Here is a 23,646-nt window from a genome sequence, read left to right as displayed (position 1 = left end):
TCCAGACTCCTTTCTTGCAGCGTTCGTTATCTCACGCATACGGCGGACTGCCGTCGTGGCAGACGTCCACGAGGACTACGCGGCGCTACTGGGGGACAGGGCCTGGGCCGTGGGGTGGCGGGGGCGCCTCGGACAACGACTCGCACGACTCGCCACTGCGGTCACCCGGCGTGCGGATCTTGTCGTCGTCGCCGATGAGCATGTCCCGCCACGGGAGGCTCGGAGCCGGATCGTGCTGCGCAACCTGCCACTCCTCGAGCTGCTGCCTGCGCCCACCGCTGTCTCCCGGCCGTTCCGTGCGGTGTACGTCGGAGACGTCAGGGGCTCGCGCGGACTGTGGACCATGTTGGACGCGATCGAGAGGACGGATGGCTGGGAGCTGGATGTCGTGGGGCCGGTTTCACCAGTCGATGCGGCACGCCTGCAGGAACGACTGGGCCAGGGCACGCTCGCCCGCCGAGTCCGTTTCCACGGCCGCCACGAGCCGCGTCAGTCGTGGGCCCTCGTTGCCGGCGCCGCGTGCGGTCTGGTGCTGCTCGACGACACCAGGGCCTTTCGCGACGCGCTCCCGACCAAGCTGTACGAATATGTCGCCTCGGGGCTTCCCGTCGTGGTCACGGACCTTCCACGACAGCGCGCCTTCGTGGAACGCTACGGCATCGGGGAGGTCATCCCCTCGGGACCGGAGGCGGCGCCTGCGACCGCTCGTGTGCTCCTGGATTGGGCCGCGCACCCCGAGCGCCTCGCTGAGTTGGCGGCACGGACGGCGGTGTTCCGTGCCGAAGCGGATGCTTGGGCCGAGGACTACCGAAGCATGGCCCGATCCGTGGCGCGCCTCGCCGCTGCGAGGGGAGCCGACTCAGACACGCAGTGATGCCGCGAGAGCTTCGATTCGTGGGGACAGTTGGTGGCCCCGCTCGAACGACCGACCGAACCGGGCGGCCGCACGTCGGACATCCGCCTTTGACTCCAAGGCTGCACGGCCCGCGGCCTGGAGCGCCTGTGCCACCGCTTCGGCCTCGAGCGTGTTCGTGGGGAACCACAGCGGATAGCCTCGCATGACGTCACTCGCAGCGTTATCCGGCGCATGGACGGACACGATCGGAAGGCCGCTCGCCAGATATTCGTAAACCTTGCCTGATGTGACATAACGCCCAGATCCCAAGATGAGGAGTAGGGCATCGAAGCGCTCATACGTCGCACGAACGTCGGCCCTCCGTAGCGGTCCCATGTAGGTGACCCCATCCTGGGTATGGCGGCTGAAGACGCGCTCGATGCCGGGGTCGGACAGCGAGTGGAAGCCGAGATAGCCCCAGAACTCTGCGGTCGCGTCACGCAGCGCTGCCGATTGCTGGCGGGCAAGTGACCAGGCCTCTGCGAACCGCTCCAGCGGAACCTTGCGACTCACGGTGCCGACGTACCCGAACCTCAGGGGCTCCGTGGACGAGTTGTCGATACGAGGGATCGGCGCGAGTTCAGGGTCGAATCCGTTGGCCACGACGTGCATCCGTGCAGCCGCCTCTGGGTAGCGCGCGGCGTGCCAGGCTCGTATCGGCTCGTTGACGAACCACACCTCATGCGCATGCTTCACGAATTCGGCCTCCGCCCGTGCCTGACGGGACCGGTCGGCATGCACCTGCTCTCCCGTGAAGACGTCCAGCAGCCACGCGTCGCGATAGTCGAGGACGTAGGGCACCGCGTGACGGCGGTGCAGGACTCTGGCGGCTGTGAAGTCAACGTGAGGGTTAGCAGTGGCCACCACGAGGTCGACCGGTCGTCGAGCATGGACATCGAGGGCAGATCCTTCGAGCTGTCGGCGCCACGGCCCGTAGACAGGCTCCGGGAAGGGGACCTGGTCGAGAAGCACTCTGGCGTGCCACCACAAGCGTGGAGCGAGCCGACGAGCCATGCTCCATTCCGTGCGGTCCTCCACCGGGTAGGGCCACGAGAAGGGCACCCGCACGACCTCGGCCCTGGGGTGGATGAGCTCCTCCAGGGACTCGTCCACACCGGTGTGGCGTACGAAGGTGTCGCGGTCGGCGGTGAGTACCGTGACGTCGAACCCTGCTGAGGCGAACGCGTTGGCCGTTGCCAGTGCCCGGTAGACACCTCCGGTGCGCCCGGGGGGGAAGCCCCATGCGACGTAGAGGACATGCAGCGGGCGAGCGGGCACCGGCATGGAGCTCCTTCGGACGGGTCTGGCCGGGTGATGGGGTCTGCAGGACACCGCGGCGGCGCCACTATTCCAGATCGCCCCCCTCGATGCGAGGATCCGGGCGTTCGGATGTAAGGATGAGCGCGCCCGTCGATGAAAGGAAGACCGCGTGGCAACGAAAGTCCAGCCGAGCGCCGACGTCTCGAAGGAAGCAGTGTTGGGGGACGGTACGTCCGTCTGGCACCTCGCTCAGGTGCGTGAGGGTGCAGTCCTGGGGAAGAACTGCATCGTGGGGCGCGGCGCCTATGTGGGCACCGGCGTGCAGATGGGAGACAACTGCAAGCTGCAGAACTACGCCTTGGTATACGAGCCGGCCATCCTCGGTGACGGCGTCTTCGTCGGACCGGCCGTCGTCTTCACCAACGACCACTTCCCGCGCTCCGTGGATCCTGACGGCCGGCTCAAGCGGGGGGACGACTGGGAGGCCGTCGGTGTGACCGTGAAGGACGGGGCCTCAATCGGGGCGCGGGCTGTCTGCGTGGCGCCTGTCACCATCGGCCGGTGGGCCCTTGTGGCGGCAGGGTCGGTGGTGACCAAGGACGTCGCGGACTTCGCCCTCGTCGCTGGTGCTCCCGCTCGTCGGATAAAGTGGGTTGGCCGTGCGGGCGTTCCACTGGTGCAGTCTGAGGACCACATCTGGACATGCCCGCAGACTGGCGAGAAGTACATCGAACACCAGGACGTCCTGACGGAGGCACCCCAGCAATGAGCGACTTCATCCCACCCGCCAAGCCCATCATCGGGGACGAGGAGCGGGAGGCAGTCGATCGCGTGCTCCGCAGCGGCATGCTCGCCCAAGGACCGGAGGTCAAGGCGTTCGAGCAGGAGTTCGCTGACCACTTCAAGCTCGGCCGTGCCTGCGTAGCGGTCAACTCCGGCACGTCCGGGCAGCACCTCGGTCTCCTTGCGAGCGGTGTGAAGGCAGGGGATGAGGTGATCGTCCCCTCATTCACCTTCGCGGCGACGGCCAACTCGGTCGCCCTGACCGGGGCCGCGCCCGTCTTCGCGGACATCGACGCCGATGACTTCGGCCTCTCGCCTGAGTCGGTCGAGGCCGCGATCACCGAGCGAACCGTCGGCATCATGCCGGTTCACCTCTACGGTCACCCTGCAAAGGTGGACCGTCTCCTGGAAATCGCAGCAAGACATGATCTCCAGGTCTTCGAGGATGCTGCTCAGGCGCACGGGGCATCGCTCAACGGCCAGCCCGTCGGTGCCTTCGGGTCCTTCGCCATGTTCTCGCTCTACCCGACGAAGAACATGACGTCCGGCGAAGGCGGCATGGTCTCTGTCGCCAATGCCGAGGTTGAGCGCCTCGTCCGGCTCTACCGCAACCAGGGCATGGAGAAGCAGTACCACAATGAGGTTGTCGGACTAAACAACCGGATGACGGACATCCACGCTGCGATCGGGCGCGTGCAACTGACCAAGGTCGATGCGTGGACGAAGCGTCGTCAGGAAAATGCCGCATTCCTCGACGCCAACCTGACGGGTGTAACGACACCCCCCGTCCGGGAGGGCGCTGTACACGTGTACCACCAGTACACGGTCCGCGTGCCGGAGGACCGCGACGGCTTCGCACAGGCACTGCGCGACGAGTACAACATCGGCTCCGGCATGTTCTACCCCGTCCCGAATCACCGCCTGAAGCCCTTCGTCAGCGCCTCACACCCGGAGCTCCCGGAGACCGAACGGGCGGCCAGGGAGTGCCTCTCGCTCCCGGTCCATCCGTCCCTGTCGCAGGACGACCTCGAACGGATCGTCACGGCGGTCAATGCGCTCGCCGAGGCGGGTGCCTGATGGCGAACCTCCGTGCTGGTTTGATCGGACTGGGCATGATGGGCCGTCACCATGCCCGCGTGCTCGGCTCCCTTGAGGGTGTTGACCTCGTGGCGGTGGCGGACCCCGGGGGTGACGTGCACCAGGTGGCTGGCGGTCGTCCGGTCTACGAGAGCATCGAGCAACTGATCGAGCACGGCATCGACTACTGCATGGTGGCGGTGCCAACGATCCACCACGAACCCATCGGGCTCGCTCTCGCAGAGGCGGGTGTCCACGCCATGATTGAGAAGCCGTTGGCTCAGGACACCGCCTCCGCCGAGCGCCTCGCCAAGGCCTTCGACGACCGCGGGTTGATCGGTGCCACGGGCCACATCGAGCGTTACAACCCTGCTCTGCAGCAGGCCCGCGCCCGGCTGGAGGCTGGTGAACTGGGTGATGTCTACCAGGTGGCGACGCGACGACAGGGACCCTTCCCGGCACGGATCGCGGATGTCGGTGTCGTGAAGGACCTAGGCACACACGACATCGACCTGACGGCTTGGGTGACCCAACAGAACTACACTTCGGTGTCCGCTCGTACCGCGCACAAGTCTGGACGGCAGTATGAAGACCTGGTCGCCGTAGTCGGTCAATTGACGAATGGGACGGTCACGAGCCACCTCGTCAACTGGCTGTCGCCTCTCAAGGAGCGCATCACCATCATCACGGGCGAACGCGGCACGCTCATCGCAGACACCCTCACGGCAGACCTGACATACTACGCGAACGGCAACGTCGCGACGACCTGGGCTGGCATCGCCCAGTTCCGCGGGGTCACGGAGGGTGACGTCATCCGATATGCGATCGCGAAACCGGAGCCCCTCAGGGTCGAGCACGAGAACTTCAGGGACGCCGTACTCGGCAAGGACGCTGACATCGTGACCATGGAGCAGGGCTCAGGTACCGTCCGGGTAGCTGAGGCCTGCCTCGAGTCCGCCCGGTCCAGCACGACGATCGTGCTGGCCCCGTCGTCGTGACTGTCCCGCCCGTGCAGCGCGCTCCGCGGGTTGTCCTCTTCAGGCCCATGCCGCTTGATCGCGACACCCGGGCCAAGAAGTTCGCGGCCACGCTCGCCCGGGGAGGATACGACGTTGTCGTTCTCTCACCTGTGACGACAGGTTCTGATCTGAGCGAGCAGACGATGGGGGCGGTTCGAGTCGTGCCGGTGGCCGTCGGGACGCGCCACCGTGACACATCGAACCGAAGGGCCCTTGTCCTCCGGCAGACAAGAATCCCTGTGGTCACGCGCGAGGAGCCCGAGTCCTATCTCACTCGCCTGGCTGAGCGGCAGCAGACCCTCCGACGGAGCAAGTCACGAGCGGCTCGATTGCACAGGGGAATCGCACCGACCGCTGAAGGTGTTGTGTTCGGCGCGAAGTGGGCGATCACCCAGATTCACAGGGCTGCGGTCATGGCGGAGATCATGGGCATGAGGTCGCGATGGCGGACCCAGGACAAGCTGGACAAGGTTGTCGTCCGGTCGTGGCGACGGTTTGACCAGCGGCGACGGGAAACTACGCTGTTCGCAACGGCCCATGGGGTGCTCCCCGAGATCCGCGACTACGCCGAAGCTTTCGCTCCCGTGCTCGACCGGTTGCAGCCGGACGTCATCCACGCCCACCATCCCTTCGTCCTGCGCACCGCTGTCCGTGCCGCGCGGCGTCGCCGCGCGGCGGGCCATCCTTGCTGCGTCGTGTACGACGCGCGTGAAAACTTCGCCGGTATTCCGGAGGGGGAGCAGGGTAGTCCTCGTCGCCACGCCATGGTGGTCCGGCAGGAGGCCGACATGATCCGCCATGTGGACCGGGTCATCACTGTCTCGGATCCGATCGCGGATGAGCTGCAGGCTCGCTTTGGCCTCACGCGCCGCCCCGCCGTCGTGCTCAACGTCCCCATCTCGGCGGCGCGGTCTGCCCGCCGCACCATTAGGGACGTGGTTGGGGTCGATTCGGCGATCCCACTGCTGGTATACAGCGGAGGAATCAGCCGGGCCCGTGGGCTCGAGACCCTCGTCGATGCCATGGGACTGCTGCCTGACATGCACCTCGCCCTCGTCGCGGTACCTCACCCACATCCCTCGATACCGGGGCTGCTCGAAAGGGCGGCGGCGTTGGGCGCAGAAGCCCGGGTACACGTCACCGGACCGGTGGCCCAAGGCGACATTGCGACCTTCCTCAGCGGCGCCGACATCGCGGTGCATCCGTTGCCCGGAGGCTCGCCGAACCACGATCAGGCGCTTCCGAACAAGCTGTTCGAGTACCTGCACGCGGGCCTGCCTTTGGTGGTCTCGGATGCCCGTATGATGGCGGATTTCGTTATGACAGAGCATGTCGGGCAGGTCTTTGCCACCGGTGATGCCGCTGCGCTCGCCTCGGCGGTCCAGCGAGTCCGGGAGGAACCCCCGTCTCCCGAGACCATCGCGGAGGTGGCGCACCGTTGTTCCTGGCAGGGCCAGGAGGCGCTGTTGTTGGCGCTCTACGACGGACTGACCGGCTTCAGCTCGAAGTTGGATTCCGAGGCATCGATCGACGTCACCGTGGAAGACGCCAGAAGTGGAGCGAGCGCGTGAAGATTCTGACGATCGTCGGTGCGCGGCCAGAGTTCATCCAGGTGGCGCCGCTCGCCTGGGCCCTGGCTGACGGCGAGGACCAGCATGTCATCGTGCACACCGGCCAGCACTACGACCGACTCATGTCGGACGTCTTCTTCGAGGACCTCCATGTGCCAGAGCCGGACATCTTCCTGGGCGTGGGCTCGGGGTCCCACGGCATCCAGACGGGAGCAATTCTCGCGGCTCTTGATCCGGTGCTCGAGGAGGAGAAGCCTGATGTCGTCGTGGTCTTCGGAGACACGAACTCCACGCTCGCCGGCGCCTTGGCTGCAGTGAAGATGCACATCCCCGTGGCGCACATCGAGGCGGGGCTCCGCTCCTTCAACCGTCGCATGCCCGAGGAGGTCAACCGAATCCTCACAGATCACGCCTCGACCGTCCTCTATGCACCAACCGACATAGCGATGAGCCAACTCGCCCGGGAAGGGCTTGGCGAACGCGCTGTGAAGGTGGGGGACATCAAGACCGAAATCACCTTCGCCGTGCGGGACCAGGTGGCGAACCAGAGCGTCGAACTGCCGAGACAGATCGACGCCGACGGACCCTACTATGTCGCCACGATTCATCGTGCCGAGAACACCGACGACCAGGAACGTCTGGCCGGAACCATCGAGGCCTTGGCTGCGGCGCCCCACCCGGTCGCGCTCCTCGCCCACCCCCGCCTCAGAGACCGGGCCGAACGGGCAGGTCTGCGACTCGACCAGGGCGCGATCGTCGTCTGTGAGCCGCTGACCTATCCGGCAATGATCCGTGCCGTTGTCGGGAGTGTCGGGGTCATCACGGACAGCGGGGGCCTCCAGAAGGAGGCCTTCTTGTTGCGCCGGCCCTGCATTACCGTGCGCACGGAAACAGAGTGGGTCGAGACGGTCGAGCTCGGATGGAACATACTGTGCACGACGCCGGACCAGCTCGCTGCGGCCCTGCGCATGCCGGCGCCGCCGACGACCGACGCAGCACCTTATGGCACGGGCGATACCGCGGCCAGGATCGTCTCCGACCTCAGGAAGAGGGCCTTGTCGTGAGCGACCAGCACCCGCACGAGGCGCTACCCGCACTGCTGGCCCAGGACGAGGTGGTCTCCTACTGGGACCGACGGCATGAGTCCTTGGATGAGTTCCTCTCCGGCGGTGACGTCAGTTTCGGTTACCACGCCAACGAGGCGTTCTACGCGACTCGGCTCGGGCGGCTGCTCGACATCCTGCAGCCGACGAGTGTTCCGCTCGCACCGGACCGTGTTCTCGACGCGGGCTGCGGCAAGGGTTGGTTCACTCGCGCGCTGGCGCGATGCGGCTACCGCGTGGACGGCATCGACTCAAGCCCGCACGCGATTGCCGAGGCAGCGCGAGAGGCGGTCGGCCTCGACACCTATGAGGTTGCCACCCTGCATGAGTGGGCCCCGCCCCACCTTTATGACGCGGTCGTGGCGATCGACGTCCTGTTTCACGTCACCCAGGACGACGTGTGGCTCGCCAGCGTGCACAACCTGGCAGCCCTGACACGGTTGGACGGACTCCTGGTCATTGCCGACCATGACCACCCGGGCGCGCATGTCTGGGGGCAGTACCAGATCACCCGGGGCTCCGGGCTGTACCGGGAGCAGTTGGAGCCGCTCGGCTTCGAGTACCGCGGTTTCTCGCCCTACCGCTTCAGAGGAAACAAGGGCGGATTCCACACTTTCGAGAGGACGAGCTAGTGCTGCTTCCAGAGTTGATCGAACGGCATGGGCGCGTTGGCGGCGCGCTCTTCGCCGTCTCCGACGACGACTTCGCCGGCTTCACCCGATATGGCGCTCAGATGCTGGCGAACCAGTCGGTCGGTCCCATGGATCTCGTCCTCCTCGATGCGGCGATGACGACCGGCGACCCCTGGGACCGACTGGAAGGCCTGAGCGACGGCTCCCGCGTGCTCGTCGTGCTCATGGGGGAGCCGGCCGATGTCCCGCAGGGCAAGGTGGTGCAGGCCCTTTCGAGGTGCGAGCTCGACCTGGTCGAGGTGACGGCTCTGGAGGAGGTCTACAAGCGCCACGTAGCCGTGGTGGGCGAGCGAGGGGCGCCGCGGCCGGAACCCCAACACGCCCGGCGCGTCACCTGGGAGTGGGCGCTGGGTCGCCTCATTGCCCATGCCGAGTACGAGCGCCGACTCGCCCAGGACGCGGAGGGGAGGCAACGAGAGACTCAGCTGCGACGTGAGCTCATGGACGCGCTCGCCATGGAGACCCGCCTGCAGGAACTCACGACGCGGCTGACGGAGCTGGAGGCGACCCTCGAGGAGAGCCGTCGTGCGCTGCGGGAGTTGCGCAACGCTCCCGCCCGACGTTTGGGCGACGCTGTGCTGGCCATGCGCCACCAGCCACTGCAAGGCGCCAAAGGCGTGTACGACGAGGTGATGGCATCGCGCCGTAGACGGAAGCGCGCCGGCGCCGCCCAGACGAGAAAGGAACGCAATTGAAGATCACAGTCGTAGCCCTGGGAAAGATCGGACTGCCGCTGGCCGTCCAGTTCGCCGACAGCGGGCATGAGGTCATCGGAGCAGACGTCAACCCCTCGGTGGTCGATCTTGTCAACCAGGGCCTCGAGCCCTTCCCCGGGGAGCACCAACTGGCTGAGAAGCTGTCTGCTGCGGTGAGGGATGGACGGCTGCGTGCAACCACGCAAACGGCCTCTGCGGTGGCGCAGTCCGAGGCCGTTGTCGTCGTCGTGCCCTTGTTCGTCGATGAGAGCGGGGTGCCTGAGTTCGGCTGGATGGACTCGGCAGCCGAGGACATCGGTCGCGGTCTGCAGCCTGGCACCCTCGTCTCATTCGAGACGACGCTACCGGTCGGTACGACGCGCAACCGGTGGAAGCCAATGCTCGAGAAGGTGTCGGGTCTGCGCGAGGGGAGCGACTTCCACCTCGTGTTCTCACCCGAGCGAGTGTTGACAGGACGAGTGTTCGCGGACCTTCGCAAGTACCCCAAGTTGGTGGGCGGGTTGACACCTGCGGGTGCGGAACGAGCCACCGAGTTCTACAACGCGGTTCTGCAGTTTGACGAGCGTCCGGATCTCGATCGCCCCAACGGTGTCTGGGACCTCGGGTCTGCAGAGGCAGCAGAGATGGCCAAGCTGGCCGAGACGACGTATCGCGACGTCAACATCGCTCTGGCGAACCAGTTCGCCAGATTCGCAGCCGAGAACGGCATCGACGTGTTCCAGGTCATCGCCGCGAGCAACTCCCAGCCGTATAGCCACATTCACCGGCCGGGAATCGCTGTCGGTGGGCACTGCATTCCGATCTACCCGCGGCTCTATCTGTGGGGCGACCCGGAGGCCACCGTCGTCAGTACCGCTCGCAGTGCCAATGCCGGGATGCCCAGCTATGTGGTTGATCTGGCGAGCAAGCTGAATAGCGGTCTTGAGGGCGTCAAGGTGGCTGTGCTCGGAGCCAGTTATCGGGGCGGGGTCAAGGAAACGGCCTTCTCAGGCGTCTTTCCGACCGTAGAGGCGCTGCGCCAGGCCGGAGCGGAGGTCGTCGTTGAAGACCCGCTCTACAGTGACGACGAGCTCGTCGCCATGGGCTTCAAGCCATACCACGTGGGAGAGGCGGTCGACGTGGTTGTGGTCCAGGCCGACCACCGGGAGTATGCCAACCTCAGCGCGGCGTCGTTCCCCGGGGTTCGCACGGTGGTTGATGGCAGACGTGTGCTCGATCCCGCCGCCTTCGACTCGGTTCGGTTCGGTTCCGTCGGAGTCGGCTGAGTGATGCCCGAAGCTCGCGCGGCCGCGCAACTCGCCGTCTGCACTCCGTGGTATCCCACCGCCTACAACCGGGTGGGGGGGAATTTCGTGGCTGACTGGACGGCTCTCGGCGCGCGGCTCATGGAGCGTGTCCTGGTCGTCCACGCCGAGGAGTGGCCGGGTGGGACGGAGGCGAACGTCCAGAAATGGGCTGCCGACACCGACAAGGTCTTCAACATGGTCGCCCAGCGGCGCGGTTTTGACGTCGCCGGGCAGTGGGGCTGGATTACCCGTGTGCCCACTGTGATCACGAGCGGCTGGGACGTGCCGCAGCGGGCGCTTGCAGCGGTCGAGGCGACCGTGAAGTATGCGCCCCATCTCGCTGACAGCCCCGTCGTGCACGGCCACGTGGGCTACCTCGGCGGCCTGATGGGCGCGCGCGCCAAAAATGCGGATGCCCGCCTCATCGTGACGGAACACTCGACCGGCCTCGGGGACCTGCTGGCAACACCACGTGGACGTGAGCTGTATGACGAAGTGCTGACAGCGGCGCACCGCCTGACCTGCGTGAGCGCGTCGGTCCGCGACCAGGTCGTAGAGGTGTTCCCACATCACGCCCAAACCGTCGTGGTGGTGCCGAACCCGGTCGACTTCGAGGGTGCACCACGTCGCTCAGGTCCTCCGGAGTCTCTCGATCGCTGGGTGTTCGGCGGCGGCCTGATCGAGCGCAAGGGTGTGATGCGCCTGGTCGAGGCGTTCTGTCGTTTCGCCGGGAGTAGACCGGCGAGCACGCTCGATCTCTACGGCAGCGGGCCGCTCGAGGCTGACGCTCGTGAGCGCCTGACGCAGGCGGGCGTCGCCTCTCGGGTCACCTTCCACGGAAACGTGGCGCACAGCGAGTTCCTCCGAGCACTTCCCCACTACGACGTGCTCGTCGCCCCGAGCACGAAGGAGACTTTCCACTTGGTCGTCCCGGAAGCGGTCGCGGCGGGTTTGCCTGTGGTCGCAACTCGCTCCGGGGGGCCAGAGGAGGCACTGGCCGGCGTGGCCGACCGGGTCTCTCGCTTCATCGAGGTGAATGAAGATCCGGACGAACTGGTCCAAGCGGTTCTCGAGCTGGAGTCCGACCTGCCCGACCTGGACCTCGAGTCGGGGCGCGCCGAGCTCGACTCTCGGTACGGCCTTGGCGCCATCACCCAAATGCTGTCGTCGTTGTACGGCTCGGCCGAGACCGCCTCCTCGAATGACGGGGGAGAGGTGAGAAGCGGTACTGCTCCCGCTGCATCAGACCTCCCTCGTGACGCACCGACCGGGTCGTCGCTGTCTGCCGGCCGTGGAGAGGTAGTGCTCCTTTCCGCTTCGGGTTGGAGGGGCTACGCGATCCGGGCGGAGGGAGAGGCCGCACAGGCTGCCGGCGTCCCTGTCTCGGTCGTGACCGGCGATGGGGGCGTGCCGCACCTGGTTCCAATGGCCGCGGTCGTGGAGCCGGCGGCCTTCATGGCGTCCCTCGAAGGAGAGCAGAAGCGTCAGGCTGTAAGGGATCCAGTGACAAGGTCGTCATCCACCACCTCTGCCGTTCGGGGACGGAGTGGCCGCCGTTTCAACGTATTGCCGCGGCTCCGGTCAGCACGGAACAAGTCGAGAGTTCAGTCGGAGACCGGCCCTGCTGCGCCCATGACCGCTCCAATCCTTGACGCCGGATCCAGCGCTGCCGAGCCGAGCGTGCATATCTTGACGCACATCTCCGGATCCGCTTGGGCTGCTGCCCTGCTCCAGTCTCGCCCCGGGTCGAAGGTGGTCACCGAGCTGGATCGGCCGAGCCTGGGGCTTCCCCCGGTCGACGCCCCCTGAGGCCGACGTGGAGAGGAGACAGGAGGTCGTCGTCATGCTCGTGACGAATGACGTCGCGACGGACGCACGGGTGCGCAAGTCGGCTCTTGCCGTCGCTGCGACTGGGGCTGACGTGACCGTGATCGGCCTGGCGAGCGATGGGCGCCGCTCTGACGTCAGCATGGGACCGGTCCGGATAACCCGGGTGCCGGTGGAGTTCGTCCTGAGAGACGATGCGCGAGCACGCCTCGAGGCGCGCCGTCGACGGGGTCTCCTCGGCCTTCGGCCGCTCAGCACGGAGCGTGAGACGGTGCTGAGGTTTCGGGACGTGGCACGTCTCAGGGACCTCGACCCCGCTGCAGCCCCCGGCCGGATTGACTCTGCTCGACAACAGGCCCGGCGCGCACGACGCCTGGTAGGACGCCTTGGTGCCCTCGGGGCACGCGCGCTCTGGGGCGGACTGGAGCGCACGACCGGAAGGATCCCCATTGGTGCTCGGTGGCGCCGAGTGCTCCCAGAGGTCGACGACATCGAGCTGGCCTACGGGCCGGTCATCGATGCCCTGCAGCCGGACGTGATCCACGCCCATGATGTCCAGACCTTGCCGATCGCGGCGCGCGCTGCAATGCGGGCCCGAGCCCGAGGTCTTTCGCTGCTATGGATCTATGATGCCCACGAGTGGGTCGTTGGACTTTCCCGCTACCCAGGGCGCTCGGCACGCAAGATCGCAGCGTGGGCCGATCTCGAGCGCGAGTACATCAGGTCTGCAGATCGGGTGATCACGGTATCCCCGACACTGGCCACCGCATTGCAGGAGCGCTACTCCCTTCCGCGGCGCCCCGATGTCGTCCTCAACATCCCGCCCGGCTCGGGAGTGCGTCCGGATGTGGGGCTCCTCGAGCTCTCGGACGTGCGCACTGCAGCCGGCCTCGACACCGACACACCACTCATGGTGTATAGCGGGGGGGTGACGGAGGCCCGCGGTGTGGCCGACGTTGTGGCTGCCCTCCGGCACCTGCCAGAAGTGCACCTGGCCGTGGTCGCCGTGCCAGGCCCCGAGGCACCGGGCGTGCGGCGGTTACTCAAGGAGGCCGAAGATCTGGGCGTCTCCGGCCGGGTCCATGCACTTGACCCTGTGGCGCCCGACCAGGTCGTCGGCTTCCTCCGCACAGCGGATGTGGGCCTCATTCCGCTGCACCATTTCGGCAGTCACGAGTTTGCCTTGGCCAACAAGCTCTTTGAGTATCTACATGCGGGCGTGCCGATGGTCGTCAGCGACTGTCGAGCGCAGGCTCAGTTCGTCACGGAGCACCGCCTGGGGCTCGTACACCGAGCCGGCGATACGCCGAACCTCGCCCAGCAGGTGAAACAGATCCTGGGAACGCCCGCCGTCTGGAGGAGTCGTCTGGCGGCGGTGGCGGGACAACCGGAGTTCACGTGGGCGAAGCAGGCGCAGGCACTCCAGGCGGTCTACGCCGAGTTGTCCGAGGGCGCCCTGCAGATCCAACCAGAGGACCGTATGGCTGGTCTGGACCCGGGCGAGCAGCCCTTCCTGGAGCGGCGCCCTCGCCGGACACAGCTGGGAATCGGCCCGAGCAACAGCGCCGGCCAGGCCTGGGCGTGGTCCCGGGCAGTGGTTCGACAGTGGCCTGAGGTGCAGACTGAGGTAGTAGCCATCCTCAACGGGACCTACGACTACCCTGCAGATGTCCAGGTCCGGCCAACTATCTACCGGCGGGACCCGGTGTGGGGCCTTGACCTGCGCGAACATGCTCGAGCCACTTGGACACATGCGCTCATCGAGACCGGCCGGCCCATCTTCGGAGGCCTCGCTGGTGCAGATCCGAGACGCGACATCGCCTTCTTGCAGGATGCCGGCATCGAGGTTGGTCTCGTATTCCATGGCTCTGAGGTGCGCAGTCCTCGTCAACACGCCGCAACACACGCGTTCTCGCCGTTCCGGAACCCTCGCGACCCCTACACCAGGCGCCTACAGGAAGTTGCGGACCGCAATGCCGAGCTGGTCCGGGGATTTGGAGGCCCCGTGTTTGTTTCCACCCCGGACCAGCTCGACGATCTCCCGGACGCCACGTGGCTCCCGGTTTGCATCGACCTCGAGGCGTGGCCGCTCGTCGAGCGGGAAGAGACCGTCCCCCTCGTGGTTCACGCCCCGTCGAATCCAGTGCTCAAGGGCACGGACGCCGTCGAGAGGGCCGTCGAGCCCCTCGTTGCGGAGGGGCTGATCCGGTATCAGCGCGTCAGCGGGCTCCAACCGAAGCAGGCGGCCGAGCTGATCCGCACTGCGGATATCGTGGTCGACCAGCTCTTGCTCGGCCTGTACGGGGTGCTGGCGTGTGAAGCGCTAGCCTCGGGGGCGATCGTGCTCGGCAACGTCGGCGACCGCCTGCGTTCGCGGGTCCCGGCCGAAGTCCCCATCATCGAAGCGACACCTTCGTCGCTGAACGGGGAGCTTCGCCGCGTCCTCAGGGAATTGCCCGAGCTCAGGGCCTCCGCCGCGGGACGTCGAGCCTTCGTCCAGCATTTTCACAGCGGCTGTTACTCTGCCGACGTCCTCGGCGACTTCTTGGGTCTCGGAGATGCAACCAGCCAATGACGTGTTCGGAAGATCAAGGAACTATGCAACGCAACCACAACCCGGAGGCACAGTGACGTCGCGGAGACACATCCTGCTCCTGGGGATGCAGTTCCCGCCGGCGAGGGGTAGCGGCGTATACCGCATCCGGGCGTGGGCAAACCATCTTGCCGCGCGAGGCCACGACGTGACGGTGCTCGCGGCCAGCCGCCAGTACTGGCATGACCTGAGCGGGGACCTTGACGAAGAGCTGGCGGCTAGGACTCACCCTCGGGTCTCGGTAGTGGAGATGGACCTGCCCCGAGAGCACTTGGTGCAGGACGTGGCTCGGATGTCGTTCGTCCATGCGAACTTCCCCCGGGCGTACCTGTTGGCCCACCAGGCGCTGCAGCGCAAGGTCTTTCCCGAGCCCTACGCCCCGATGCTTCCCACTTTCGTGCTCCAAGGGCTGAAGGTACATCGTCTCAAGCCGGTCGACCTGATCCTCTCCACTGGCAATCCGTATGCCCAGTACGGGGCAGCCATGATTCTCGGTCGCCTCATCCGGCGCCCGTATGTCGTGGACTACCACGACCCGTGGACCCTTGATCTGTGGCAGGAGGAGGACGCCTTTCCTCCCGGGCACCTGGCCCACCGTTGGGAGCGACGCATCATCGACGGGGCCGCTCGTATCATCACCGTCAACCAGCCGCTCGTGGACTGGTATCAAGCGCGATATCCGGAGGCGGCAGGTCGAGTCCGGCTCGTCGAGAACGGGCTCGCCCCCGACACCGTGACCGAACCCCCGTTCTCGCCCGTCGGTGACCGTCCGCTACGTGTTGGTTTCCTCGGGACGATCCGCAACGACCTCCCCCTGGCGGAGTTCCTCGACGGTTGGGAGCTCGCGCAGCAGTCTCCGGAGCTGGCAGGTGCTTCGATGAACTTCTATGGCTACCTGGGCTTCTTCCGACAACACGCCAACGGGATCCTGCAGCGCCTGACCCGCTCGGAGGACCAGAGGGTGAAATGGCACGGTCCCGTCTCGCAGACGAAAGTCTCCGAGGTCCTCGGGAGTCTCGATGTCATGGCCATGTTGTTGACCAGCTCGCGGTACGTCACTGCCGGCAAGGGTTTCGACTACATGGCTTCCGGACGACCGGTGGTGGGCGTGCACGATCCGCGCAACGACACCACGACCTTGTTCAAGAACTACCCTCTCTTCTTTGGCGCCCGCGAGGTGACGGCCGAGGCAATCGCCAGTGCTCTCGTTGAGGGCGCCCGGGCAGCCAGGGCCGAGACGGTCGCGGAGTTCCGCGCCTGCCGAGCTGAGGCACTCAAGCACACGTGGGACGCGGCGATCGCCCCCGTGGCGGACGAGTTCGAGGAGCTCATGCGATGACGGCTACACCCGCGGCGAGCGTCGGGAGCGGAGGTCCTCTCGAGGGTCCTGCCTTTGGGGCCTACTACGTTGGGGTCGCCGTGATTCCCAAACGGCGGAGCACCATCGAGAACGCGCTGGGGCGCGTCGTCGAGCTCGGAGGCGAGGCGTTGCTGATCACGGCGGATGGGAGCGGTCGGGCCGCTCGGCCGGGTGTGCGACACCTCGACCTGCTGCGTCGGGAGATGCACTGGGGCCCGAACCGGCTCATCGCAGCCAGCCCCAAGCGGCTCGCCGCCCGTCTCGTCGGGAAGAAGGTCGGAGGTCGGTCCCTGGCATGGCGACGCTGGGTCGCGTCCAAGCCTTACAAGGTGGTGCGGTTCCACATCCTCTCGCGTGTGCTTGCCCCTCTCAACGGCGAGCTGCGCCCAAGCGAGGTGACCCACATCGTCATCGCAGGCGTGGAGTCGTGGCCCATCGCTTGGCACATTACTCGGTTCAATCCCGAGGCCCAGATCGTGTGGGACGTGCCGGGCGAGTGGCGGACGCCGCAGTGACGATCGCGATCTGGGGCAGTTGCGTCACGCGCGACATCTTTGAGGAGGTTCCCTCGCCGGAGATCCGTCTCCGCTACCACGCGCGCTCGTCGTGGGTCTCGCAAGCATCCCCGTCGGGAGATGAGCCCGTGGCGGTGCCCACGGGCACCGGTTTCGCTGAGCGCACGGTTCGCGAAGACCTCACCAAGGCGATCGTCCCGCAGTTGGTCGGGCAGCCCCCGGAAACGGTCATCTTCGACCTCATCGATGAGCGCTTCGATCTGGCGATGATCAGGCAGCGGGCCTACTCGCTGAACGACTACTACGGTCGGCTGGGGCTGGAGCAGGCGATGCGCGACCGGGCCGGCGCGGTCAGCGAGTTTCGGGATGACGCTCGGGAGGACCTCTTCGCCGGCGCCGTCGCCACCTTGGCCCCGACGCTTCTCACGGTGCTTCCCAGGACGAAGTTCGTCCTCCACGTGGCCTGGTACACCGCCCGCAGCGCCGATGCCTCCTACCGGTTCTATTCCTCGGCCCCCAACCACGTCGCTTGGTGCAACGAACGGTTGGCACATCATTATGCGGTCCTCATCGATCACTTCGGCGATCGACTGCACCTTCTCGAACCGGACCGCGCCACGTGTCTCGTCTCGGACCCGGGACATCGGTGGGGGCTGGCGCACTTCCACTACGTGCCGGAGTACTACCGTCAGGCGGCTGCACAGTTGTCCATGATCCGATCTGGACCGCTGCAGGCAGGTCGACCTCGTTATCCCCTCGCTCCGACGCGGTCCGAGAGTGGGGCAGTAGCCGCCTCGTTACCACCGGTGCCCGGCCCACCCATGGGGGCTGGACCCGGCGGCTCGGCGCAGCTCGCCCCGACATCGTCCCAGCTCGCGCCCGCAGCGCCGGAGTCCCTGTCAACATCCGGGTCCGAGGGGACCGTCAACTCTGTCGCGAAGCCCTCATCATCGGCGGAACGCCGACGCCTTGCCCCCGCCGTTTGGAAGCGTGTTTCGCGGTCATTTGCCAAGTGGCTCGGGCGGTCCGGTACTCGCTGGTAGTGCATCGAGTTCTATCGGGCGGCGGCCAAATGGTGCAAAAGTGGCTAAAGTACCTCGAGGTGCCGGTGGTACCTTCCCCAACCTCGGAGGCCTGAGTCATGCGCCGTTCCTTTGTGACGAAGCTTGCAATCGTGTCCATCCTCTTCGTGACGTGGTCAACGATCGCGCCCGTCATCAGTTTCGGCGCCGGGCCGTCGAACAAACCCGGGCCAAAAGTTGTCAGCAAGGGGCCGACCCGGGTTACCGCCGGCCGTCTCGCCACGTTCGTGGGGAGCGGACCCCTGACCGTGCTTGGCGTCACCTGGGCCAAGGGGTCCGCCCACGGGCAGTTGGACATCCGCGCGCGCTATCAGGCGTCGGGTGCATGGTCGTCCTGGACCAACCTGGGCGCACAACCCGACGCCTCGGAGGAGGAGGCCCCGGCTGCGCGACGCAGGGGCGCGCCGGCCGAGAGGGCGGGGACCGAGCCCATCGTGGTGGGGCAGGCAACTGGCTACGAGGTCCAGGTGTCGGTCAAGGGGGGCGGGCTTCCGAAGGACCTGCAAGTGGTCTCGGTCGACGCCTCCCAGACCGGTGCACCACCCACCAGCCCGGCGAACTCAGCGAGCGCCGAGGGGACCAGGCCTTGGATCTACAGCCGGGCGGACTGGGGTGCCGACGAGAGCAAGCGCAACTGCACCCACCCGGAGATGCCGTCCGTCAAGGCGGTCGCGGTCCACCACACCGCCGGCAACAACGGTTACACCGCTTCCCAGGTTCCCAGCATCATCAACGGGATCTATACGTACCACACGAGCGGGCTCGGTTGGTGCGACATCGGCTACAACGTACTGGTTGACCGGTTCGGGCGGCTCTGGGAGGGCCGCGGCGGCGGGCTCGACCGGAATGTCCAGCCGGCCGCTCAGATGGGCTTCAACATGAACACGAGTGCGATCTCGGCACTCGGCAACTACAGCACCTCTGCGGCGCCCTCGGCGATGGTCGACGCGATCGCGAGGTTCGCCTCCTGGCGTCTGGGTCTTGCGCACGTGGACCCGAAGGGGTCCACTACGTTGATCTCCCAAGGGGGATCTGGGAACCGCTACTCGTACGGGCAAACTGTCCGACTGCCGACGATCTTCGCCCATCGCGACGTGGGCTACACGGAGTGCCCGGGCGACAACCTGTATGCCGCCGTCCCGACCATTCGCTCGAAGGCGCGGGCCTACTCGGGCTCGGCGGCCATCTTCGATCCCAGCATCAACTTCTGGCGTATGTCGACAAACGATCTACCGGCCTTCAGGATCAACGGCTCGACTGCATCATCACAACAGGTCGCGCTTCAGGTGACCAATGCTGCAACAGGAGCCCTGGTATACAGCGCAACGACGTCCAGCCTCTGGCAGAAGTTCTCGGTCATTTGGGACAAGCGAGATGCGGGAGGGGTTGTCGTGCCGCCGGGCACGTACGTCATGAGGGTCACGAGCACGTCTGCGACCGCCTCGGCTCTTCCGTACAGCACGACCGTCCAGGTGACGGGGACTCCGGTGCCGCCTGGGGATCCCGCGCCCGAGCACCCCGTGAACCGGACGCCGGGATACTTCTACACCGGTACACACGCCTGGTTCACGTCGTGTGGTGCGTACTCGACCGCGACCCGCTGCTATGTGCAGATCTACAGCTCGAGGTGGAAGCGCAACAACTGGGCCTACACCGACCAAGGATACTCAAGCTGGCAGGGAAACCGGCTTGCAGTGACCGGACGCTGGTCCGATGGTGTGCATGCGTATTCAACGAACTGCAGCCCCAATGTCGCCACCGGCGCTCGGTCCTGCCGGACAGTTGTCTGGGACGCGAACGCACGAACCTGGGTCATTGACTCCATGGTGTGGCTGGGGGACGGTCGATGAGCGTCTTCCGTGGTGCTGGACCGCGCTCCACCACCGTTCTGCTCGCGACCCTGCTACTGGTCGCCGTCTCCACGGGCGTTTCTGCCCCAGCCCAGGCAGCGACAACGATCCCTGAGATCTATCGGTACCCCGCGGGTGAGACCACCGTCGTCGCGCTGACGGGACATGGATATGGCCACGGGCGAGGACTGTCCCAGAACGGTGCGCGAGGAGCAGCCGACGCCGGGCTGACCTGGCAGCAGACCTTGGCCTTCTATTACCCGGGTGCCGGGCTCGCCTCCTGGCCGGTGGACGAGCTGAAGGTGCGTCTGGATCAGGTGGGGACATCCCGAACCTACCTCCAGGCCGCTCCTGGGCTGCAGGTGTCGGCAGGGCGTTCCGCGCAGCCCGTGCTCTTGCCCGTCAGCGCGCCCAATGGCAAGCCGGCCGTGGCATACCAGATCGTTCGCGCCGGCTCCTCACTGCAGGTCGAGGTGAGCGATGGCTCGGCCTGGACGCCGTGGGATGTCACAGGTAGCGGTTCGCCTCCCGCGACGCCATTCGTCGTGAGTCGCCAGGACGGCGGAGCGATCACCACTCAGGTCGTCAAGAACACGAGCAGCCAGTCGACCAGCCCCGTGCTCCGTGAGTACCGCGGGCGGCTCGTGACGTGGCCGGGCTCCACGACGGGCACGGTCATGACCGTGAATGAGCTGTCGATGGAGCTCTACCTCCGAGGTGTCGTCCCCAGTGAGATGCCGGCCAGCTGGCCGGCTCCTGCACTATCCGCACAAGCCGTCGCGGCGCGAACCTATGCGGCGTTCGAGGCACAGAACAGCTCGAGCAGCCGGTTCGACATCTGCGACACGACATGGTGTCAGGTCTATCGCGGGAAGGCCGATGCCGGCCGTTCCAATGAGTACTCGACCACCAACGCCGCGGTCGCTGCGACCGCACAGACGATCGTGATGTACTCGGGCAAGCCGGCTTTCACACAGTTCAGCGCGAGCAACGGAGGCTACTCGGTCGCCGGGTCCCTCCCGTACCTCGTCGCGAAGGCTGATCCCTACGACGGCCGGATCCCCAACACGTCCAACACATGGTCGACCAGTATCGCGATCTCTGGGATCGAGCAGGCCTACCCGGCCATCGGGAAGTTCCGCGCCATGCGCATTCTCTCCAGGGACGGACGGGGGGACCAGGGGGGCCGCATTCTCCAACTCGCGCTGGACGGTACCTCGGGATCCGTTCAGGTGACCGGTCCGCAGTTCGCATCCCGCTTCGGCCTGCGCCAGGCGTGGTTCCGGCCCACGAATGCCGCCACACCCTCCGCCCCCGCCTGGCCTCGCGATTTCAACCAGGATGAGCGAGCCGACGTGATGACCCTGCTGGGCACGGCCTCTGGAGGTCAGGTCCTCACCCTGCACCGGGGAGATGGGTCGGGCTACTTCATCGGCCCGTGGGTCCGCTATACGACTGACTTCGGGCGCGGGACACGGGTGCTCACGACCGGACCTTGGGACCTGGACGACAAGGGCGACCTGCTTGCGATCCGCAGTGACGGAAGCCTCTGGCTCTACCGAGGCAACGGACTATCTGAGCCGGGACCCGCGACCTCCCTCGGTGCTGGCTGGGGCGGCTACCGCGACCTGTTCGGGGTCGGCGACATCGATGGCGACGGGCGAAACGACCTCGTGGCCCGCCATCCGGACGGGGCGCTGTACATCGTGCCGGGGAACGCGACGGGCGGCCTGCTCCCGCGTCACCTTGTCGGCTACGGGTGGGCGGGCTTCACGACCGTCTTCTCCCCAGGCGACTTCAACGGTGACGGGAACGTCGACCTGATGAGCCGCGACAGTGGTGGGACCCTCTACTTCTATCCCGGCAAGGGCAACGGGACCTTCGGCTCAAGGATCTCGCTCGGGGCCGGGTGGAGTGGCTACACGGCACTGCTCTCTCCCGGGGACTTCACCGGGGACGGCCGGACGGACGTGGTGGCGCGTGGCCCGGACGGGGTGCTCTATGTCTGGGCAGGCGCCGGCAACGGGCGCTTCATCGGAAGGACCTCCCTGGGCGCCGGATGGGCCAGTTATCGGATGGTCAGTTGAACCCTTACGCCAACCGCGAAGGCCTGACCGGGGGGCCTCGTCAGGACGACCTTTCCTCCGCCATGCTTTGCCACGTCTTGTTCCTTCTTCTGAGGAGTCCCCGTGCGCCGTTCAGCGAGCGCCACTCTGTTAGTCCTTTCCCTCTCGTTCGCGTGGCCGGGGATCGTCGTTGCACCATCGGCATCGGCCGCCGTTGCCACGGTCGCGTCCACCGGCAGCGGTTCCTCCACCGGGTTCGAGCCCGGCGATGGCACCTCGCTGGATACGGATGCCGGGCTGTCGTCCGCGCCCAGCGCGGCGCGTCTGGACCGCATTCGGGAGGAGAGCAAGGCCAGCCAGCAGCAACGGCCTCGGAGCCGCGCCCTCACAGCGCCTCAGGCGCCGACGGCCGGAACGTACGAGCTCGGCCCGGACGAGCCACAGCGGGTGCCTCGGTCCCAGATGCCGTATACCCGCAACCATCCCGTCGCGCTTGACGGAAACCAGCCCAGGGACGCAACAGGAGTGGCCGTCTACCTGGTCGAGGGCCGAGAGTTCCAGCATCCGGTGCGGCAGGCCCTCGACGGCATCGACATGCTGGAGTCCTACAAGCTCACGGGCAATGCAACGTACCTTGCTCGTTCCCAGGCAGACGCCAAGAGGCTCATCGAGACCCGCCGCGTCTCCCGTGAGGCTTGGTTCTTTCCCTACGAGTTCGACTTCGCCCTCCACGGCGACCCCAACGATGTGATCGCCGCCCCGTGGTACTCCGCCATGGCACAAGGGACGGCACTGAGCCTCTTCACGCAGTTGTACGAGCAGACCAGGGACCCTGGTTATGAGGAGGCGGCCAGGCGCACCATGGCGAGCCTGCTCCTCGGGCCCAGCGGCGATCTGCCTTTTGTCACCTGGGTCGACTCCTCCAAGCACCTCTTCCTGGAGGAGTACGCACAGCAACCTCTGGATCGCTCCGACCGTACTCTGAACGGCCATGTGTTCGCTGTCTACGGTCTTTACGAGTACTACCTCATGACGGAGGACCCCGCTGCGAAGGAGGTCTTCTCAGGTGCGCTCAAACTCGTGCGTGACTACTACGCCAACTACCGCAACGTCGGATGGATCAGCAGCTATTGCCTGACACACCCAGAGGTGCACAGCGGCAAGTACCACGCGATCCATGTCCAGCAACTCCGAGTGTTGCAGGGGCTTACTGGTAGGACGGAGTGGTCGGACTGGTCCGACGAGCTCTTCGCCGACTATCCGGATCCGGAGGTCCGGACCACACTGCAACTGGCAGCGGGACGTCAGGTGGGCTACAAGTTCGACGCTCGTGGGGCGATCATCGCAACCCGCGTGGAGCCGTATTCCAGAGTGACAGCGGTGGCGATCGATCGACGCGAGCGGATCAAGGGCAGGGGAGTGTTTTACAGGGTGACGTCTGGGCCGTGGGCCGGCTGGTTCCTGCCCGAGCAGTCAGGCCGCTCCTACGCCCGAGCGATGCTACGAGTCCGGCAGCACCCGTTGGCCCGCTCTGCCGAGCTGCCCGCCCGGGAGATTCTCGTGAGGCAGTTTGACAATGCCGGCAACACGACCAGTCTTCGACGAATATCCCTGTCGGCCCCCACTGCTGTGCGCTATCGGTATGTCACCGTCATCAACGGTGAGACCTGGATCCGACCGGTGGATGGACCGGCCCCCGACTACTGGGTACGGGCGGCCGACGTCGGAGTGGGCGTTTCGCCCTATACCGCCCCCGTCGTGAGGAGCGTTGCTGCCAGCCCCGCGCAGCTCACGCGCGCATCGATCCAGGAGTCGCTGCCATTTGTCGCCGGCCGCGCCGGTTGAGGATGGCGGCGTCATGTCCGGTGAGGACGTTCTGGCGTTATGAGGAAGGCCCCGCCGGGTGTCCGGCGGGGCCTTGGTCGTCACGGTGTCGTGGTGGTTGTCAGGG

General features: G+C 66.3%; 18 protein-coding genes. 17 read left to right on the top strand and 1 reads right to left on the bottom strand.

Annotation, left to right across the window (positions count from 1 at the left end):
* Positions 1-232 precede the first annotated feature (232 nt).
* Positions 233-874, top strand: coding sequence for a glycosyltransferase (locus N864_RS25005; protein ID WP_162164493.1), 642 nt, complete (start codon positions 233-235; stop codon positions 872-874).
* Here the strand turns inward: N864_RS25005 and N864_RS02320 are convergent.
* Positions 860-2,008 (bottom strand): glycosyltransferase, encoded by a 1,149-nt coding sequence (locus tag N864_RS02320; RefSeq protein WP_240474173.1) that lies wholly within the window; start codon positions 2,006-2,008, stop codon positions 860-862. The genes N864_RS25005 and N864_RS02320 overlap by 15 nt on opposite strands.
* 316 nt (positions 2,009-2,324) lie before the next feature.
* On the opposite strand from N864_RS02320, the gene N864_RS02315 reads away from it, so the two are divergent.
* From N864_RS02315 to N864_RS02240, 16 genes are all read left to right on the top strand, one after another.
* On the top strand, positions 2,325-2,924 hold the full coding sequence (locus N864_RS02315; protein WP_034712987.1) for an acyltransferase: 600 nt from the start codon (positions 2,325-2,327) through the stop codon (positions 2,922-2,924).
* A complete protein-coding gene (locus N864_RS02310; RefSeq protein ID WP_034712984.1) occupies positions 2,921-4,015 on the top strand; it encodes a DegT/DnrJ/EryC1/StrS family aminotransferase in 1,095 nt (364 codons plus the stop codon). The genes N864_RS02315 and N864_RS02310 overlap by 4 nt, the downstream gene beginning before the upstream one ends.
* Positions 4,015-5,013 carry a Gfo/Idh/MocA family protein gene (locus tag N864_RS02305; protein WP_034712981.1) on the top strand — a complete coding sequence of 333 codons (999 nt, stop codon included), beginning with the start codon at positions 4,015-4,017 and terminating at the stop codon, positions 5,011-5,013. Before N864_RS02310 ends, N864_RS02305 begins: the two co-directional genes overlap by 1 nt.
* Before the next feature lie 386 nt (positions 5,014-5,399).
* A complete protein-coding gene (locus N864_RS02300; RefSeq protein ID WP_034712979.1) occupies positions 5,400-6,605 on the top strand; it encodes a glycosyltransferase family 4 protein in 1,206 nt (401 codons plus the stop codon).
* Positions 6,602-7,669, top strand: coding sequence for a non-hydrolyzing UDP-N-acetylglucosamine 2-epimerase (gene wecB, locus N864_RS02295; protein WP_034712977.1), 1,068 nt, complete (start codon positions 6,602-6,604; stop codon positions 7,667-7,669). The genes N864_RS02300 and wecB overlap by 4 nt, the downstream gene beginning before the upstream one ends.
* The gene (locus N864_RS23395; RefSeq protein WP_051518083.1) at positions 7,666-8,340 is read left to right on the top strand and encodes a class I SAM-dependent methyltransferase; all 675 of its coding nucleotides are present in this window, start codon (positions 7,666-7,668) and stop codon (positions 8,338-8,340) included. Before wecB ends, N864_RS23395 begins: the two co-directional genes overlap by 4 nt.
* Positions 8,340-9,095, top strand: coding sequence for a hypothetical protein (locus tag N864_RS02285; RefSeq protein WP_034712975.1), 756 nt, complete (start codon positions 8,340-8,342; stop codon positions 9,093-9,095). The genes N864_RS23395 and N864_RS02285 overlap by 1 nt, the downstream gene beginning before the upstream one ends.
* Entirely contained in the window at positions 9,092-10,381 is a 1,290-nt protein-coding gene (locus N864_RS02280; RefSeq protein WP_034712972.1) for a nucleotide sugar dehydrogenase, read from the top strand. The genes N864_RS02285 and N864_RS02280 overlap by 4 nt, the downstream gene beginning before the upstream one ends.
* A gap of 3 nt (positions 10,382-10,384) precedes the next feature.
* Complete coding sequence (locus tag N864_RS23390; RefSeq protein WP_240474178.1) at positions 10,385-12,211, top strand: glycosyltransferase family 4 protein; 1,827 nt, start codon at positions 10,385-10,387, stop codon at positions 12,209-12,211.
* A 7-nt stretch (positions 12,212-12,218) separates the two neighbouring features.
* Complete coding sequence (locus N864_RS02270) at positions 12,219-14,804, top strand: glycosyltransferase (RefSeq protein ID WP_081793297.1); 2,586 nt, start codon at positions 12,219-12,221, stop codon at positions 14,802-14,804.
* A gap of 85 nt (positions 14,805-14,889) precedes the next feature.
* Positions 14,890-16,161: a glycosyltransferase gene (locus tag N864_RS02265; protein ID WP_162164491.1), complete on the top strand. Its 1,272-nt coding sequence runs from the start codon at positions 14,890-14,892 to the stop codon at positions 16,159-16,161.
* Positions 16,162-16,241: 80 nt separating this feature from the next.
* Entirely contained in the window at positions 16,242-16,697 is a 456-nt protein-coding gene (locus N864_RS02260; protein ID WP_034712970.1) for a hypothetical protein, read from the top strand.
* Positions 16,610-17,740 carry a DUF6270 domain-containing protein gene (locus N864_RS02255; RefSeq protein ID WP_240474172.1) on the top strand — a complete coding sequence of 377 codons (1,131 nt, stop codon included), beginning with the start codon at positions 16,610-16,612 and terminating at the stop codon, positions 17,738-17,740. Before N864_RS02260 ends, N864_RS02255 begins: the two co-directional genes overlap by 88 nt.
* A gap of 131 nt (positions 17,741-17,871) precedes the next feature.
* Positions 17,872-19,629, top strand: a complete 1,758-nt coding sequence (locus N864_RS23385) for an N-acetylmuramoyl-L-alanine amidase (RefSeq protein ID WP_162164490.1) — start codon at positions 17,872-17,874, stop codon at positions 19,627-19,629.
* On the top strand, positions 19,626-21,716 hold the full coding sequence (locus tag N864_RS23380) for a SpoIID/LytB domain-containing protein (protein WP_051518078.1): 2,091 nt from the start codon (positions 19,626-19,628) through the stop codon (positions 21,714-21,716). Before N864_RS23385 ends, N864_RS23380 begins: the two co-directional genes overlap by 4 nt.
* A gap of 102 nt (positions 21,717-21,818) precedes the next feature.
* Positions 21,819-23,540 (top strand): D-glucuronyl C5-epimerase family protein, encoded by a 1,722-nt coding sequence (locus N864_RS02240; protein WP_034712962.1) that lies wholly within the window; start codon positions 21,819-21,821, stop codon positions 23,538-23,540.
* The last annotated feature ends 106 nt before the right edge of the window (positions 23,541-23,646 follow it).

Origin of the sequence: Intrasporangium chromatireducens Q5-1, from assembly GCF_000576575.1 — a bacterium.
In the GTDB taxonomy this organism is placed as follows: Bacteria; Actinomycetota; Actinomycetes; order Actinomycetales; family Dermatophilaceae; genus Intrasporangium_A; species Intrasporangium_A chromatireducens.
Note: the sequence above shows the minus strand (reverse complement) of the source record. Positions and strands in the feature narration are given on the sequence as shown.

Coding starts and splice junctions, on each gene's coding strand:
- N864_RS02310 (WP_034712984.1), top strand. CDS start 2,921: ATGAGCGACTTCATCCCACCCGCCAAGCCCATCATCGGGGACGAGGAG.
- N864_RS02305 (WP_034712981.1), top strand. CDS start 4,015: ATGGCGAACCTCCGTGCTGGTTTGATCGGACTGGGCATGATGGGCCGT.
- N864_RS23390 (WP_240474178.1), top strand. CDS start 10,385: ATGCCCGAAGCTCGCGCGGCCGCGCAACTCGCCGTCTGCACTCCGTGG.
- N864_RS02265 (WP_162164491.1), top strand. CDS start 14,890: ATGCAGTTCCCGCCGGCGAGGGGTAGCGGCGTATACCGCATCCGGGCG.
- N864_RS23380 (WP_051518078.1), top strand. CDS start 19,626: ATGAGCGTCTTCCGTGGTGCTGGACCGCGCTCCACCACCGTTCTGCTC.